At 70.1% G+C, this 15,896-nt stretch carries 16 protein-coding genes; 15 read left to right on the forward strand and 1 reads right to left on the reverse strand.

The window, feature by feature from the left end; genetic code table 11:
- From ASD10_RS06925 to ASD10_RS06955, 7 genes are all read left to right on the forward strand, one after another.
- Positions 1 to 723 (forward strand): succinate dehydrogenase cytochrome b subunit, encoded by a 723-nt coding sequence (locus ASD10_RS06925; RefSeq protein WP_235501776.1) that lies wholly within the window; start codon positions 1 to 3, stop codon positions 721 to 723.
- Positions 720 to 2,684, forward strand: coding sequence for a fumarate reductase/succinate dehydrogenase flavoprotein subunit (locus ASD10_RS06930; protein ID WP_056606573.1), 1,965 nt, complete (start codon positions 720 to 722; stop codon positions 2,682 to 2,684). Before ASD10_RS06925 ends, ASD10_RS06930 begins: the two co-directional genes overlap by 4 nt.
- A complete protein-coding gene (locus ASD10_RS06935) occupies positions 2,681 to 3,427 on the forward strand; it encodes a succinate dehydrogenase/fumarate reductase iron-sulfur subunit (protein ID WP_056606575.1) in 747 nt (248 codons plus the stop codon). Before ASD10_RS06930 ends, ASD10_RS06935 begins: the two co-directional genes overlap by 4 nt.
- Before the next feature lie 78 nt (positions 3,428 to 3,505).
- Positions 3,506 to 4,309, forward strand: coding sequence for a dienelactone hydrolase family protein (locus ASD10_RS06940; protein ID WP_056606577.1), 804 nt, complete (start codon positions 3,506 to 3,508; stop codon positions 4,307 to 4,309).
- 147 nt (positions 4,310 to 4,456) lie between these two features.
- Positions 4,457 to 4,867 (forward strand): MarR family winged helix-turn-helix transcriptional regulator, encoded by a 411-nt coding sequence (locus ASD10_RS06945; RefSeq protein WP_056606580.1) that lies wholly within the window; start codon positions 4,457 to 4,459, stop codon positions 4,865 to 4,867.
- Positions 4,864 to 6,162 carry an MFS transporter gene (locus tag ASD10_RS06950; protein WP_056606583.1) on the forward strand — a complete coding sequence of 433 codons (1,299 nt, stop codon included), beginning with the start codon at positions 4,864 to 4,866 and terminating at the stop codon, positions 6,160 to 6,162. Before ASD10_RS06945 ends, ASD10_RS06950 begins: the two co-directional genes overlap by 4 nt.
- Positions 6,146 to 6,565, forward strand: coding sequence for an SRPBCC family protein (locus ASD10_RS06955; protein ID WP_200938142.1), 420 nt, complete (start codon positions 6,146 to 6,148; stop codon positions 6,563 to 6,565). The genes ASD10_RS06950 and ASD10_RS06955 overlap by 17 nt, the downstream gene beginning before the upstream one ends.
- Before the next feature lies 1 nt (position 6,566).
- On the opposite strand, the gene map is transcribed toward ASD10_RS06955, so the two are convergent.
- Positions 6,567 to 7,349 carry a type I methionyl aminopeptidase gene (gene map, locus ASD10_RS06960; protein ID WP_056606589.1) on the reverse strand — a complete coding sequence of 261 codons (783 nt, stop codon included), beginning with the start codon at positions 7,347 to 7,349 and terminating at the stop codon, positions 6,567 to 6,569.
- A 65-nt stretch (positions 7,350 to 7,414) separates the two neighbouring features.
- Between map and ASD10_RS06965 the strand changes: the two genes are divergently transcribed.
- The 8 genes from ASD10_RS06965 (at position 7,415) to ASD10_RS07000 (ending at position 15,885) form a co-directional block, all read left to right on the forward strand.
- Positions 7,415 to 7,723 (forward strand): helix-turn-helix transcriptional regulator, encoded by a 309-nt coding sequence (locus ASD10_RS06965; RefSeq protein WP_056606592.1) that lies wholly within the window; start codon positions 7,415 to 7,417, stop codon positions 7,721 to 7,723.
- A 4-nt stretch (positions 7,724 to 7,727) separates the two neighbouring features.
- On the forward strand, positions 7,728 to 8,900 hold the full coding sequence (locus tag ASD10_RS06970) for an amidohydrolase (RefSeq protein ID WP_056606595.1): 1,173 nt from the start codon (positions 7,728 to 7,730) through the stop codon (positions 8,898 to 8,900).
- A gap of 330 nt (positions 8,901 to 9,230) precedes the next feature.
- Positions 9,231 to 10,280, forward strand: coding sequence for a BMP family protein (locus tag ASD10_RS06975; protein WP_235501777.1), 1,050 nt, complete (start codon positions 9,231 to 9,233; stop codon positions 10,278 to 10,280).
- A gap of 155 nt (positions 10,281 to 10,435) precedes the next feature.
- Entirely contained in the window at positions 10,436 to 11,944 is a 1,509-nt protein-coding gene (locus ASD10_RS06980) for an ABC transporter ATP-binding protein (protein WP_200938144.1), read from the forward strand.
- Positions 11,941 to 13,032, forward strand: a complete 1,092-nt coding sequence (locus ASD10_RS06985; RefSeq protein ID WP_056606604.1) for an ABC transporter permease — start codon at positions 11,941 to 11,943, stop codon at positions 13,030 to 13,032. Before ASD10_RS06980 ends, ASD10_RS06985 begins: the two co-directional genes overlap by 4 nt.
- Complete coding sequence (locus ASD10_RS06990) at positions 13,029 to 14,276, forward strand: ABC transporter permease (RefSeq protein ID WP_056606607.1); 1,248 nt, start codon at positions 13,029 to 13,031, stop codon at positions 14,274 to 14,276. The genes ASD10_RS06985 and ASD10_RS06990 overlap by 4 nt, the downstream gene beginning before the upstream one ends.
- A complete protein-coding gene (locus ASD10_RS06995; RefSeq protein ID WP_056606610.1) occupies positions 14,276 to 14,695 on the forward strand; it encodes a cytidine deaminase in 420 nt (139 codons plus the stop codon). Before ASD10_RS06990 ends, ASD10_RS06995 begins: the two co-directional genes overlap by 1 nt.
- A complete protein-coding gene (locus ASD10_RS07000; RefSeq protein WP_200938146.1) occupies positions 14,692 to 15,885 on the forward strand; it encodes a cytochrome P450 in 1,194 nt (397 codons plus the stop codon). The genes ASD10_RS06995 and ASD10_RS07000 overlap by 4 nt, the downstream gene beginning before the upstream one ends.
- Positions 15,886 to 15,896: the final 11 nt, after the last annotated feature.

The raw sequence follows: 15,896 nt of genomic DNA on the forward strand, positions 1-15,896 counted from the left end.
GTGGCAACTATTCAAACTGCGAAGCGACCGTCGGCCAAGCGCTCGACCGTCGCCCTGAAGTACTCGATGGCGGTGTCGGGGCTCATCATGCTGGGCTACCTGCTCGTCCACATGTACGGCAACCTGAAGTTCTTCCAGGGCCGTGAGAAGTTCGACAGCTACCTCGAGGGGCTCGACGACATCCTCTACCCGTACCTGCCTCACGAGGGTGCGCTCTGGATCATCCGGATCGTCCTCACCGCGGCGCTGGTCGTGCACGTCTACGCGGCGGTCACGCTGTGGCGTCGCAACAAGGCGGCGGCGGGCTTCGTGGGCAACACGCGGTACCACACCAAGCAGAACAAGACGGGCGTCCAGCGCAGCTACGCCTCGTTCACGATGCGCTGGGGCGGCATCATCCTGCTGCTGTTCATCATCGGCCACGTCGCGCAGATGCTGCCCAACTGGCTGTCGCCCGGCGGCGCCTCCGACAGCAAGTACGACCGCGTCGTCAACGGCTTCGAGCTGTGGTGGGTCGTCCTGCTCTACACGATCGGCCTCGTCGCGGTGGGCTTCCACCTCGCCCACGGCTTCTGGAGCGCGCTGACCACGCTGGGCCAGAACCACAGCTCGACGCGCAGGTCGTCGCGCCTCACCGCGGTCTCGATCGGGCTGGCCGTCATCATCGCGGGCGGCTTCCTGACCGTCCCGTTCGCCATCTTCTTCTTCGGAGCTGGATCATGACCATCACTGAGCCGTACAAGAACCCGTCCGAGCAGTTCCACGCCCTCGGCGACGACATCCACGACGCCAAGGCGCCCAAGGGTCCGATCGAGAAGCGCTGGGACGACCACAAGTTCAACGCCAAGCTCGTCAACCCGGCCAACCGCCGCAAGATCAGCGTGCTGGTCGTCGGCACGGGTCTCGCGGGCGCCTCGGCCGCCGCGACGCTCGGCGAGGCGGGCTACCACGTCAAGAGCTTCTGCTACCAGGACAGCCCGCGACGCGCGCACTCGATCGCCGCACAGGGCGGCATCAACGCCGCCAAGAACTACCGCAACGACGGCGACAGCATCTACCGCCTGTTCTACGACACGGTCAAGGGCGGCGACTTCCGCGCCCGCGAGTCCAACGTCTACCGCCTCGCGCAGGTGTCGGTGAACATCATCGACCAGTGCGTCGCGCAGGGCGTCCCGTTCGCCCGCGAGTACGGCGGACTGCTCGACAACCGCTCGTTCGGCGGCGTGCAGGTCTCCCGCACGTTCTACGCCCGCGGCCAGACCGGTCAGCAGCTGCTGATCGGCGCGTACCAAGCGCTCGAGCGCCAGATTGCGGCCGGCACGGTCGAGATGAACACGCGTCACGAGATGCTCGAGCTCATCATGGTCGACGACCGGGCGCGCGGCATCGTCGTGCGCGACATGGTCACCGGCGAGATCGAGACCCACACCGCCGACGCGGTCGTGCTGGCCTCGGGCGGCTACGGCAACGTGTTCTTCCTGTCGACCAACGCGATGGGCTGCAACACCACCGCGACGTGGCGCGCGCACCGCAAGGGCGCCTACTTCGCGAACCCCTGCTACACGCAGATCCACCCCACCTGCATCCCCGTGTCGGGCGACTACCAGAGCAAGCTCACGCTGATGAGCGAGTCGCTGCGCAACGACGGCCGCATCTGGGTGCCGGAGAAAATGAACGACGAGCGCCTCGCCAGCGAGATCCCCGAGGACGAGCGCGACTACTACCTCGAGCGCATCTACCCGGCGTTCGGCAACCTGGTGCCGCGCGACATCGCGTCGCGCGCCGCCAAGTACCAGTGCGACGCCGGCAAGGGCGTGGGCCCCGGTGGCCTGGGCGTCTACCTCGACTTCGCCGACGCGATCGAGCGTCTCGGACGTCCGGCCGTCGAGGCCAAGTACGGCAACCTGTTCGACATGTACGCGCAGATCACCGGCGAGGACCCGTACACCGAGCCGATGCGCATCTACCCCGCCGTGCACTACACGATGGGTGGCCTGTGGGTCGACTACGACCTGCAGAGCAACCTGACGGGCCTGTTCGTGGCCGGCGAGGCCAACTTCTCCGAGCACGGCGCCAACCGCCTGGGCGCCTCGGCGCTGATGCAGGGTCTGGCCGACGGCTACTTCGTCCTGCCCTACACGCTGGCCAACTACCTGGCCGACGGCCCGTTCGAGAAGGTCGACGACAGCCACGCCGCGGTCGTCGAGGCCCGGCAGGCCGTCGAGGAGCGCATCACGACGCTGCTGGCGATCAACGGCACCCGCACGGTCGACTCGTACCACAAGGAGCTCGGCCAGATCATGTGGGACTACTGCGGCATGGAGCGCACCGAGGAGGGCCTGACCAAGGCCATCGGCATGATCCGTGACCTCAAGGTCGACTTCTGGGCCAACGTCAAGGTCACGGGCGTCAACGAGGAGCTCAACCAGACCCTCGAGCGCGCCGGTCGCGTCGCCGACTTCTTCGAGCTCGGCGAGCTCATGTGCATCGACGCGCTCAACCGGCGCGAGTCGTGCGGAGGCCACTTCCGCGCGGAGAGCCAGACCGAGGACGGCGAGGCGCTGCGTCACGACGACGAGTTCGCCTACGTCTCGGCCTGGGAGTACGGCGACAAGCAGCCCACGCTGCACAAGGAACCGCTCGAATACGAGTACGTCGAGATGAAGTCGAGGAGCTACAAGTGAACATCACCGTGCGGGTCTGGCGTCAGAAGAACGCCGACGACAAGGGCAAGATGGTCACGTACGGCGTCGAGAACGTCAGCGAGCACATGTCGTTCCTCGAGATGCTCGACGTCCTCAACGAGCAGCTGACGCTGAGCGGCGACGACCCGATCGCCTTCGACCACGACTGCCGCGAGGGCATCTGCGGGGCGTGCGGCGTCGTCATCAACGGACAGGCCCACGGCCCCCAGACGACGACCACGTGCCAGCTGCACATGCGCAGCTTCGAGGACGGTGCCGTCATCGACATCGAGCCGTGGCGCGCGGGCGCGTTCCCGGTCGTCAAGGACCTCGTCGTCGACCGCGGTGCGTTCGACCGCATCATCCAGGCGGGCGGCTTCATCTCGGCGCCCACCGGTTCGGCGCCCGAGGCCAACAACCTGCCGGTGCCGAAGGAGGACGCCGACCACGCGTTCGAGTCGGCGACCTGCATCGGCTGCGGCGCGTGCGTCGCGGCGTGTCCCAACGGCTCGGGCATGCTGTTCACGGCCGCCAAGATCACGCACCTGGGCCTGCTCCCGCAGGGCCAGCCCGAGCGTGACTCGCGCGTCATCGGCATGATCGAGCAGCACGACCACGAGGGCTTCGGCGGCTGCACCAACATCGGTGAGTGCACCTCGTCGTGCCCCAAGGGCATCCCGCTCGACACGATCAGCCGGCTCAACCGCGACCTCCTCGGAGCGCTCGCGAAGGGCAAAGCCTGATTTCTGAGCTCGTCCGTCATCCCGCCCGCGCCGTTCTCGGCGCGGGCGTGATGACGTCCTGAGGCCTAGGCTCGCTGCATGACTTCTGCGCCGACGTCCACGCTCGACGGTTGGGTGGTGTCGTCGTTCACGGGCGGCGGCCTGACCCACGACTGCTACGAGAAGGGCAGCGGGCCCGGGGTCGTGCTGATCCCCGAGATCCCCGGCATGACGCCCGAGGTCCTGGGGCTCGCCGACCACCTCGTCGACCAGGGGTTCACGGTCGTCGTCCCGTCCCCGTTCGGCACGCCCGGCAAGGAGATGTCGGCCGGCTACGTCGCGGGCGTCGTGGCGCGGCTGTGCGTGTCGTCGGAGTTCCGCGCGTTCGCGACCCGCTCGGCCCGGCCCATCAGTGGCTTCCTGCGCGCCGTCGCCCGCGACCTCGACGGGCGCACGCCCGGTCAGGGCGTCGGCGTGATCGGCATGTGCTTCACGGGTGGCTTCGCGCTCGCGGCCGCGGTCGACGACGCGGTGACGGCGCCCGTCATGAGCCAGCCGTCGGTGCCGTTCCCGATCGGCGGCTCGCGACAGGCCGACGTCGGCCTGTCGGACGACGAGCTCGCGACGGTCAAGCGTCGGGTCGCGGACGACGGCCTGTGCGTCATGGGGCTGCGGTTCAGCGAGGACAAGGCGGTCTCGCCGAAGCGCTTCGCGGCGCTGTCGCAGCACCTCGGCGACGCCTTCGAGGTCATCGAGCTCGACTCGTCCGACGGCAACGCCGGCGGCTTCGCCAAGGGTGCCCACTCCGTCCTCACCCACGAGGTGCGCGACGGCAACCCCGCCATGGCCGCCCGCGACCGCGTCGTCGCCTTCCTCCGCGAACGCCTCACCCCCACCCGCTGACCCCGCCCCGCGGTGACGAGGGGGTTGCTGCCCCTCGGCGAGGGGGTTGTGGCCCTTCGCGAGGGCGGTGACCCTCTCCTCGAAGGGCGGTAACCCCCTCCCCGGCGTGGTTATTGGTTAGCGTAGGTAATTTGTTATGCTAACGATGTGCCCACCCACGCCCACCAGCTCGCGCGGGCGGTCGCGCGCCTGAACCGCCGCCTCCGCCAGGAGCGCGACACCGACCTCACGCCCACCCAGCTCTCCGTGCTCGGGGCGATCTGCCAGCTCGGCGAGGCGACGCCCGGCGCGATCGCGGCGCTCGAGCGGGTGCAGCCCCCGTCGATCACCCGCACGCTGGCCTCGCTCGTCGAGGCCGGCATGGCGATCCGCACCCCGCACCCCGACGACGGCCGGCAGGTGCTGATGTCGGTGTCCGAGCGGGGCGACGCGGTGCTCGCCGAGGAGCGCGACCGGCGCGACCTGTGGCTGTCGCACGCCCTGGACGAGCTCACGCCCGCGGAGCGCCGCACCCTGGAGGAGGCGGCGGTCCTGCTCGAGCGCCTGTCCGCCCGGTGAGCCCCACGTTCAGCGCCCTCGCGGTGCGCAACTACCGCATCTACATCCTCGGCGCGATCGTCTCCAACACCGGCACCTGGATGCAGCGGATCGGCCAGGACTGGCTCGTCCTGCAGCTGACCGACAGCGGCACGGCGCTCGGCATCACGACGGGCCTGCAGCTGCTGCCGGCCCTGCTGTTCTCGCCCATCGCGGGCGTCGTGGCCGACCGCGTGCCCAAGCGGACGGTGCTGCGCTGCACGCAGGTCGCGATGGCGCTGCCGGCGCTGCTGCTGGGCATCCTCGCGGTGACCGGCGTCGTCGAGGTGTGGCACGTGTACGTCCTGGCCTTCGTCTTCGGCATCGGCACGGCCTTCGACGCCCCGGCCCGCCAGTCGTTCGTCGTCGAGATCGTCGGCCCGAAGGACCTCTCGAACGCCGTCGGCCTCAACTCGGCGTCCTTCAACCTCGCCCGCATGATCGGCCCCGCCGTCGCGGGCCTGCTGATCGCGGCACTCGGGTCGGGGGTGCGGGCCGCCGGCTGGGTCATCCTGGTCAACGCGGTCAGCTACCTCGCGGTGCTGACGTCGCTGCAGCTGCTCGACCCGACGCGCCTGACGCCGTCGACCGTCACCGGCACCCGCCAGCACGCCGTCCGCGACGGCATCGCGTACGTGCGGTCGCGGCCCGACCTCGTCCTGATCCTGACGTGCGTGTTCTTCGTCGGCACCTTCGGCATGAACTTCCAGATGACCAGCGCGCTGATGGCGACCCAGGTCTTCGGCAAGGGGGCGGGGGAGTACGGCCTGCTCGCGTCCATCATGGCCGTCGGATCGCTCGCGGGGGCCCTGATGGCGGCGCGCCGCGGACGTCCGCGCCTGCGCTTCGTCGTGCTCGCGGGAGCGGCCTTCAGCGTCACCGAGATCGTCGCGGGCCTGATGCCGACCTACGCGACGTTCGCCGCGGTGCTGCCGGTCCTCGGCCTCTGCGCGCTCACGATGGTGACGTCGGCCAACGCCACGATCCAGCTGACGTCGAGCCCCATGATGCGCGGGCGGGTCGCTGCGCTGTACCTGATGGTCTTCATGGGCGGGACACCCGTCGGCGCGCCGTTGATCGGCTGGGTCGGCGAGACGTTCGGCGCCCGGTGGATGCTGCTCGGCGGTGGCGGCGTGACGCTGGTGGGGATCGGGCTGGCGACGGCGTGGTACTTCCACACGCAGGACGCGCAGCGCGAGGAGTTGCGCCAGAACCTGCGCGACCTACGGTGGAGGCATGCACGTCGAGCGGACCTTCACGGTGTCCAGATCCACTGAGGACGTCTTCGACTACCTCAGCGACTTCGAGAACACCAACGAGTGGGATCCCGGGACCGTCGAGACCCGTCGCACCAGCGGCGACGGCGGCATCGGGACGACCTACTCCAACCGGTCGTCGTTCGCGGGTCGCGAGGTCGAGCTGACGTACACGACGATCGGGTACGACCGTCCGACGTTCTTCTCGGCGCGCGGCACCAACGCGCAGTCGACCGCGACCGACTCGATGACGTTCACGCGCGACGGCGACCGCACGCAGATCCACTACCGCGCCGACTTCCAGTTCCGCGGCATCGTCAAGTACCTCGCCCCGCTCGTGCTGCGGCGCAAGCTCGACGCGCTGGCCGACGAGACGATCGAGCACATCCGCGCGTCGCTCGAGCGCGGCGACCCCGCCGCCTGACTCAGGCGCGTGCCCCCGGCGGCAGCGTCAGCACCTCGGCCCCGTCGGTCGTGATGGCGATCGTGTGCTCGCTGTGCGCCGTGCGGCATCCCGTCGCGCTGCGCAGGGTCCACCCGTCGGCGTCCGTCACGAGCTCGTCGGTGTCGACCATGGCCCACGGCTCGAGGGCCAGCAGGAGCCCCGGACGCAGGCGGTAGCCGCGCCCCGGGCGTCCGGCGTTGGCGACGTGCGGGTCCTGGTGCATCGTCGTCCCGATGCCGTGGCCGCCGAACTCGAGGTTGACGGGGTAGCCCTCGTCCTGCAGCACCGTGCCGATCGCGTGCGACAGGTCGCCGACACGGGCTCCTGGACGGGCGGCGGCGATGCCCGCGGCGAGCGCCCGCTCGGTGGCCGCGATCAGGTGGACGCTGCCGGGCGGTCGCGCCGTCCCGACGACGAAGCTGATGGCCGAGTCGGCCGCGATGCCGTCGAGCGTCACGGCGAGGTCGAGCGTCAGCAGGTCGCCGTCCGCGAGCGTCCGGTCGTGGGGGAGCCCGTGCAGCACGGCGTCGTTGACGGCGGTGCAGACGTGGTGGCCGAAGGGTCCGCGACCGAACGACGGGGCGTAGTCGACGTAGCACGAGACCGCGCCGGCCCGGTCGATCATCGAGCGCGCCCAGTCGTCGATCTCGAGCAGGTTGGTGCCCACGTCGACGCGCTCGCGCAGCGTCTGCAGGACGTGCCCCACCAGGGCGCCGGCGGCGCGGGCGCGTGGCATCTGGGCCGGGCTCATGATCTCGATCATCGGTGGAACCTCTCGTTGACCAATAACTATACCGGCCATGTCATCCCGGTACTATCATCGGCACCATGGTCAGGCTCCCGCTCACCCCCGCCGAGATCGACCGCGGCCGTCGTCTCGGTGCGATGCTGAGGCAGGCGCGCGGCGACCGGTCGATGCTCGACGTGGCCCTCGACGCCCGCGTGTCGCCCGAGACGCTGCGCAAGATCGAGACCGGTCGCATCGCCACACCGGCGTTCCCGACGATCGCGGCGATCGCCGACGTCCTGGGCCTGTCGCTCGACGACGTGTGGGCCGAGATCACCCGTCCCGAGCGGGGAAGCGCGTCCCACGGGCCGACGGGTCGGGACGCCCCCGCGCGATCAGGGCTAACCTGAGGGAATGTCCACGTCCCTCGTCGAGTCGCTCGCCCGTTCCATCGACGTGGTCACGCCCGACCTGATCGAGGTCCGGCGCGACCTGCACTCCTCGCCCGAGCTGTCGTGGCACGAGGAGCGGACGACCGACGTCGTCGCGATGTGGATGGACAAGCTCGGCATCTCCTACGAGCGCTTCGAGGGCACGGGCCTGATGGCCGAGATCGGCCCCGACGAGGGCCCGATCGTCGCGCTGCGCGCCGACCTGGACGCCCTCCCGGTCGTCGAGACGTCGCAGGACCCCTGGAAGTCGACGGTCCCCGGCGTCTCGCACTCGTGCGGGCACGACGTCCACGTGTCGGCCCTGCTGGGCGCCGCGGTGGCCCTGGCGCACGCCCACGCCGAGCACGGGCTGCCCGTGCGCGTGCGGCTGCTGTTCCAGCCCGCCGAGGAGGTCATGCCCGGCGGCGCGCTGCGCCTGCTGGCGGCCGGGGCGCTCAAGGGCGTCTCGCGCATCTTCGCGCTGCACTGCGACCCGTCGCTCGACGTCGGTCAGGTCGGCCTGCGCGAGGGGCCCATCACCGGGGCGTCCGACCACATCACGGTGCACCTCAGCGGTCGCGGCGGCCACACGTCCCGCCCGCACCTGACCGAGGACCTGACCTACGCGCTCGGCAGCCTGCTGACGCAGCTGCCGGCCGTGCTGTCGCGGCGGTTCGACCCCCGCGCGGGCGCGAGCATGGTGTGGGGGCAGATCCGGTCCGGCAACGCCGCCAACGTCATCCCGTCGACCGGCGAGCTCAGCGGCACCCTGCGGATGCTCGACGCCGCCGCGTGGCACCAGGCCGAGCACCTCGTGCGCGGTCTCATCAGCGACATCATCGAGCCGTTCGGCGTCAGCGCCGACGTCACGTACGTCCGGGGCGTCCCGCCCGTCGTCAACGACTTCGGGGCCACCGAGATCCTGCGCCGCGCGGTCTCGCAGGCGGTCGGCCCCGGTGGGGTCGCGTCGACCGCGCAGAGCCTCGGCGGCGAGGACTTCGCGTGGTACGTCGAGGCCGTCCCCGGCTCGATGGGACGCCTCGGCACCCGCACCCCCGACGGGCCGACGTACGACCTGCACCAGGGCAACCTGCGGGTCGACGAGCGCGCCATCGCGGTCGGCGCCAAGGTGCTCGCGATCGCCGCCGTCAGCTGACGCACCTCGCACACCACCCGTTCGCCAGGCAGGCCGCTTGCGGCCGACCGTGAGGGAGCGCCAGCGACCGAGGCGAGGGTTGGGTGGGTCGCCTCGCTTCGCTCACGCCGCTCGTTCCTCGCGGCTGGCGACCGGTGTCGGCTGGCGAGCGGGTTCGAGGGCTCGCTGTCGCCGCGAGGTGAAGATACGGTTACAGCGCCCGGCAATCGCTCCGAGGCCCTCCCGCACGACCCACCCGGACACTAGGGTCGGTCACGAGTGCCGGGCTCCCCGGCTCCGTACCGAGGAGGAATTTTGCGTCGATTGACCAGGCTTTCCGCTGTTGCCGCCGTGGCCACGCTCGCTCTCGCGGGCTGTGGAGGGGGCAGCGACAGCGAGGGTGGCGGAGGCGACAAGCCCGCTGCCAGCGACGACGTCTGCAAGACCGCCGACGGCGACGGCCCGAAGATCGGCCTGGCGTACGACGTGGGCGGACGCGGCGACCAGTCGTTCAACGACTCGGCGTACGCCGGCATGGAGAAGGCCGTCAGCGACTTCGACGCCACGTGCATCGAGGGCGAGGCGACCGACGGCGAGGCCGAGTCGGCCCGCGAGGACCGTCTGCGCAACATGGCAGAGAGCGGCGCCACCGCGATCGTCGGCGTCGGATTCGCCTACAGCGAGTCGGTCAACGCCGTGGCCCCCGACTTCCCCGAGGTCAACTTCGCCGTCATCGACGGCTTCGACCCCGACGACACGGCCAACGACAACGTCGCCTACCTCGGCTTCGCCGAGGAGCAGGGCTCCTTCCTCGTGGGCGTCGCCGCCGCCGAGAAGAGCCAGTCCGGCACGATCGGCTTCGTCGGTGGCGTCAACAACGAGCTGATCCAGAAGTTCGAGGCCGGCTACACCGCGGGCGCCAAGGCCGCCAAGCCCGACATCAAGGTCGAGGTCCAGTACATCCAGGAGTCGGACCTGTCCGGCTTCGGCGACCCGGCCGGCGGCAAGGCCGCCGCGACGGGCGAGTTCGACAAGGGCGCCGACGTGGTCTACCACGCGGCCGGTGGCTCGGGCTCGGGCGTCTTCGACGCCGCTGTCGAGGCCGGCGAGGGCAACTGGGCGATCGGTGTCGACTCCGACCAGTACCTGACCGCGACCGCCGAGCAGAAGCCGTTCATCCTGACGTCGATGCTCAAGCGCGTCGACACGGCGACGTACAACTTCGCCAAGTCGATCGACGAGGGCAAGCCGCTGGTCAGCTACACGGTCTACGACCTCAAGCAGGACGGCGTCGGCTACTCGTCGGCCAACGAGTCGGCGATCACCGATCTGACGACCAGCATCGACGAGTACAAGGCCAAGATCATCTCCGGAGAGATCACGGTCCCGACCAAGCCGTAACGGCTCGGTCGACACCATCGACGACGACGAACCTGGGCTGGCGCGGTAGCGTTCAGCCCAGGTTCGCCGTTGTCCGGCCACCGGCAGGCGTCCACCTCGGGTGGGCGGCCGGTCGCCAACGTCAGTCTCAGAACGCAAGTACGTAGGGAGTATCCGTGCCGTCTGCCGTCGATGCAGTGCAGCTGCGGGGAATCGGCAAACGATTCCCGGGTGTCGTCGCCAACCATGACGTCGACGTCACGATCCGACCGGGCACGGTCCACGCCCTGATCGGCGAGAACGGTGCCGGCAAGTCGACGCTCATGAAGATCCTGTACGGGGTCCAGCGTCCCGACGACGGCACGATCGCGATCGAGGGCGAGCAGGTCGTCCTCAAGTCGCCGACCGAGGCCATCGAGGTCGGCGTCGGCATGGTCTTCCAGCACTTCATGCTGGCCGACAACCTGACGGTGCTCGAGAACATGGTGCTCGGCGCCGAGAAGCTGCACGGCATCGGCGACGGCGCGCGCACCGAGATCCGCCGCATCTCCGACCGCTTCGGCTTCGACCTCGACCCCGACGTGCTGGTCGAGCGCCTCGGGGTCGCGGCCCGTCAGCGGCTCGAGATCGCCAAGGTGCTGTACCGCGGTGCCCGCATCATCATCCTCGACGAGCCGACGGCCGTGCTCGTCCCGCAGGAGGTCGACGCCCTGTTCGAGAACCTGCGCGAGCTCACCAGCGCCGGCAACTCGGTGCTGTTCATCTCGCACAAGCTCGACGAGGTGCTCGCGATCGCCGACGACATCACGGTCATGCGGCGCGGCACGACGGTCGGCACAGCCGATCCCGCGACCGCGACCAAGCAGGAGCTCGCCGAGCTGATGGTCGGCTCCGAGCTGCCGTCGCCCGAGACCGAGGAGTCGACGGTCACCGACACGGTGCAGCTGTCGCTGTCCGACGTCACCCTGACCGACGAGTTCGGACGCAACCTGCTCAGCGACCTGTCGCTGACGATCCGCCGCGGCGAGGTGCTGGGCATCGCGGGCGTCGAGGGCAACGGGCAGGCCGAGCTGGTCGAGACGATCATGGGCATGCGCATCCCCACCGCCGGACGCATCATGCTCGGCGACGAGGACGTCACGCACTGGCACACGCGCCGCCTGCGCGAGGCCGGCATCGGCTACATCCCCGAGGACCGTCACCGTCACGGGCTGCTGCTCGACGCGCCCCTGTGGGAGAACCGGATCCTCGGCCACCAGACGCGCCCGCCGAGCTCGAAGGGCATGTTCATCAACCGGCGGGGCGCGCGCAAGGACACCGAGCGCATCGTCGCCGACTACGACGTCCGCGCACCCGGCATCGACACGCCGTCGCGCGCCCTGTCGGGCGGCAACCAGCAGAAGCTCATCGTCGGACGCGAGATGAGCGGCGACCCCGTCCTGCTCATCGCGTCGCACCCCACGCGCGGTGTCGACGTCGGCGCGCAGGCCGCGATCTGGGACCACATCAAGCGGGCCCGTCGCGCGGGCCTGGCGGTGCTGCTGATCTCGGCCGACCTCGACGAGCTGATCGGCCTGTCCGACACGATCCAGGTGATCCTGCGCGGCCGCTTCGTCGGCACGTTCGACCCGGCCAAGGTCACGCCGCAGGATCTCGGAACCGCCATGACCGGAGGTGCGGCATGACCGGCCGCCTGAAGTCCGTCGCGCTGGCGCTGCTCGCGCCGGCGATCGCGATCGTCCTGAGCATCCTCGTGACGACGCTGGTCATCGCCGCCGTCGGCAGCTCGCCGGGCGAGTTCTGGTCGACGATGTTCGAGGTGCCCAAGCCGCGCCTGCGCGTCGACATCGTCAACCAGACCGCCATGATCTACATCGCCGCGGTCGCCGCGGCGATCGGCTTCCGCATGGGCCTGTTCAACATCGGCCTCGAGGGCCAGTACACGATCGCGTCGTTCGCGGCCGCCTCGTTCGCGGGAGCGGCCTACCTGGGCGGCTTCGCGAACGTCATCGCCTCGCTGGCCGTCGCGATGCTCGTGGGTGCCGCCTGGTCGGGCATCGCCGGCCTCCTCAAGACGACCCGAGGCGTCAGCGAGGTCATCTCGACGATCATGCTCAACGCGATCGCCGTGACGCTCGTCGGCTACTTCCTGAACAACTACGGGGTCAAGGAGGGCAACACGGTCCACACCAAGAACCTCGAGCCCTCCTCGACGCTCGGCGGATTCTCGCCGTTCGAGGACCGCGACGGCGAGATCTGGGCGCTGTCGATCGTCGCGCTGCTGCTCGGCATCGGCTTCTGGGTGCTGCTCAACAAGACGCGCTTCGGCTTCGACCTGCGCGCCAGCGGGCAGTCCGAGAGCGCCGCACTGGCCAGCGGCATCAACCCCAAGCGGATGATCCTGATCTCGATGATGCTGTCGGGGGCCGTCGCCGGCCTGATCTGGATGCCCGCGCTGTTCGGCGGTGCCCGCAACTACGGCACGTCGTTCCAGGTCGGTCTCGGCTTCCTCGGCATCGCCGTGGCCCTCCTGGGCCGCAACCGTCCCGTCGGCATGCTGTTCGGCGCGCTGCTGTTCGCGTTCTTGTCGGTCAAGTCCAACGACCTCACGTTCGGCACCGACGTCTCGCCGAGCATCGTCCAGATCACCCAGGGAGTCGCCGTGCTCGCGGTCGTCGTCACGTACGAGGTGGTGCGCCGCTGGCGCACGCGCCTCGAGCAGCGAGCCGTCAGCCGTGAGCTGACCGGCACGACGGCAGGAGCGACCTCATGAGCGCGACCACGGCGACCACGGGGCGCAAGCGGACGATCGTCGAGCGGCTGACGACGAGCTGGCTGTACATCGGCCTGATCGGCATCGGCGTCGTCTCGTTCGTCCGCATCATCACCGACACCGACGACCTGACCGGGGCGGGCACGATCCGCGCCGCGATCATCGCGACGTGCCCGATCCTCGCGGCGGCGCTGGGCGGCCTGTGGGCCGAGCGGGCCGGTGTCGTCAACATCGGCCTCGAGGGCCAGATGATCCTCGGCACGTGGGGCGCGGCGTTCTTCACGTACCACTACGGCCCGTGGGTCGGCATCCTCGGCGCGGCCCTGCTGGGCCTGATCGGTGGGCTCCTGCACGCCGTCGCGACCGTCACGTTCGGCGTCGACCACATCGTCTCGGGCGTCGCGATCAACCTGATCGGCGCGGGTGCCGCGACGTACCTCGCCGAGGCGATCTTCCCCGACTACGAGGGAGGCGGTCCCCGCCAGCTCAACGGGCTGGAGGCGCCGGCGCAGATCACGATCCCCGGCGTGTCCGACCTCGCGAATTCGATCGCCGACCGGCACTGGTTCGTCGTGTCCGACATCGCCTCGGTCGTCCAGGCCCTGACGACCAACATCTCGACGCTGAGCCTGCTGATCTTCGCGCTCGTGATCGTCTCGGCCCTGGTGCTGTGGCGCACGTCGTTCGGCCTGCGACTGCGCTCGTGCGGCGAGAACCCCCAGGCCGCCGAGACCCTCGGCATCAACGTGTACCTGTACAAGTACGTCGCGGTGCTGGTGTCGGGCGCCCTGGCCGGCATCGGCGGCGGCTTCCTGGCGCTCGTCGCCTCGAGCGGCTTCAGCAACGGCCAGACGGGTGGCCGCGGCTACATCGGCCTGGCGGCCATGATCTTCGGCAACTGGCGTCCCGGTGGGCTCCTGGCGGGTGCGCTGACGTTCGGCTACACCGACTCGCTGCGCCTGCGCGACACCCAGTCGGTGCACTCGCTGCTGCTGCTCGTCGCGATCGGCCTGCTGGCCTTCGCGGCGTGGCGCGCCTACAAGAGGCAGGTCACGGGGGCGCTGGTCGTCGCCGGCGCCGGCGTGCTCGTGATGGCCTGGTTCCTGCTCACCGACAGCGTCCCGCGCGAGTTCACGGTCATGACGCCCTACGTCACGACGATGTTCGTGCTGGCGCTCGGATCACAACGTCTCCGCATGCCCGCGGCCGACGGCAAGCCCTATCGACGAGGAAGTGCCGGCTGATGGCGCTGGGCATCAACGGACCGGACGACCCCATCGACTGGGCGTCGCTGACGAAGTACGCGACCGAGGTCATGGGCCGCGCCTACGCGCCGTACTCGAACTACAAGGTCGGCGTCGCGGGTCTCGTCGACGACGGACGGGTCGTGCTGGGCTGCAACGTCGAGAACGCCGCCTACGGCGTGGCGCTGTGCGCCGAGTGCGGCATGGTCTCGGCGCTGCACTCCACCGGCGGCGGACGTCTCGTCGCGGTCGCCTGCGTCGACTCGCGCGGCGCTGCCCTCATGCCGTGCGGCCGCTGCCGCCAGCTGCTGTGGGAGAACGGCGGGCCCGACATGCAGCTCATGACGCCGTCGGGCGTCCGCACCATGACCGAGGTGCTGCCGGACGCCTTCGGCGCCGACGACCTGGGCACGGTGTGACCCGCTACGCCGTGCAGCTCGACCCCGGCTCGCCCGCGTTCATCGCCGATCCCTACCCGGTGCTCGCCGCGCTGCGCGACAACGGGCCGGTGCTGTGGCACGAGCCGATGGGCACGTGGCTCGCGACGACGCACGACTCCGTCAGCCAGGTGCTGCGCAACCGCTCGTTCGGCCGGCTCTGGACCGACTGGGAGCCCGCGTCGCAGATGGAGCCGTTCAACGCGCTGCACCGCAACCAGATGATGGAAAACGAGCCGCCGACCCACACGCGTCTGCGTCGTCTCGTGGCGGCGGCCTTCGGGCGCGGGCACGTCGAGCGCATGCGGCCCCGCATCGAGTCGCTGGCCGCGTCGATGGTCGACGACCTGCCGAGCGGTCCGGGCGACACGTTCGACCTGCTCGGCGACTACGCCGAGCCGATGCCGGTCTACGTCATCGCCGACCTGCTCGGCGTCCCGCGCGACGACCACGCGAAGCTGCGCGACTGGTCGCAGGCGATCGTCCACATGTACGAGCCGGGCGTCGGCGCGCTCACGAAGGCCGCTGCGATCGACGCGAGCACGGCGTTCTCCGACTACGTGCGCGGCGTCGTCGAGCAGCGCCGCTCGTCGCCCGGCGACGACCTGATCACCGATCTCATCCAGGCGCGCGACGACGGCTCGAAGCTGAGCGACGACGAGCTCGTGGCCTCGGTCGTCCTGCTGCTCAACGCGGGGCACGAGGCGTCCGTCAACGTCTTCGGCAACGGCTTCCACGCGCTGCTCGAGCACCCCGACCAGATGGCGCGGCTCGTCTCGGGAGAGGTCTCCGTCGAGACGGCGCTCGAGGAGCTCATCCGCTTCGACGCGCCGCTCCAGCTGTTCGAGCGCACCGCGACCGCCGACGTCGAGGTGTCGGGCCAGCTGATCCGCACGGGGCAGAAGATCGCCTGCCTGATGGGATCGGCCAACCGCGACGCCGCGGCCTTCGACGAGCCCGACGTGTTCGACGTCGGTCGCGACCCCAACCCCCACGTCGGCTTCGGCATGGGGCTCCACTTCTGCCTGGGCGCCCCTCTGGCCCGCCTCGAGCTGCAGATCAGCATCCGCGCCCTGCTCGACCGGTTCCCCGGGCTGCGGCTCGCGGGGGAGTCGCCGCGACGCCCGACCTGGGTGCTGCGCGGCTACGAGAGCATCCCCGTCTCCACCTGACCCCGGAGGTC

The sequence above is a fragment of the Aeromicrobium sp. Root472D3 genome (assembly GCF_001426485.1).
GTDB lineage: Bacteria > Actinomycetota > Actinomycetes > Propionibacteriales > Nocardioidaceae > Aeromicrobium.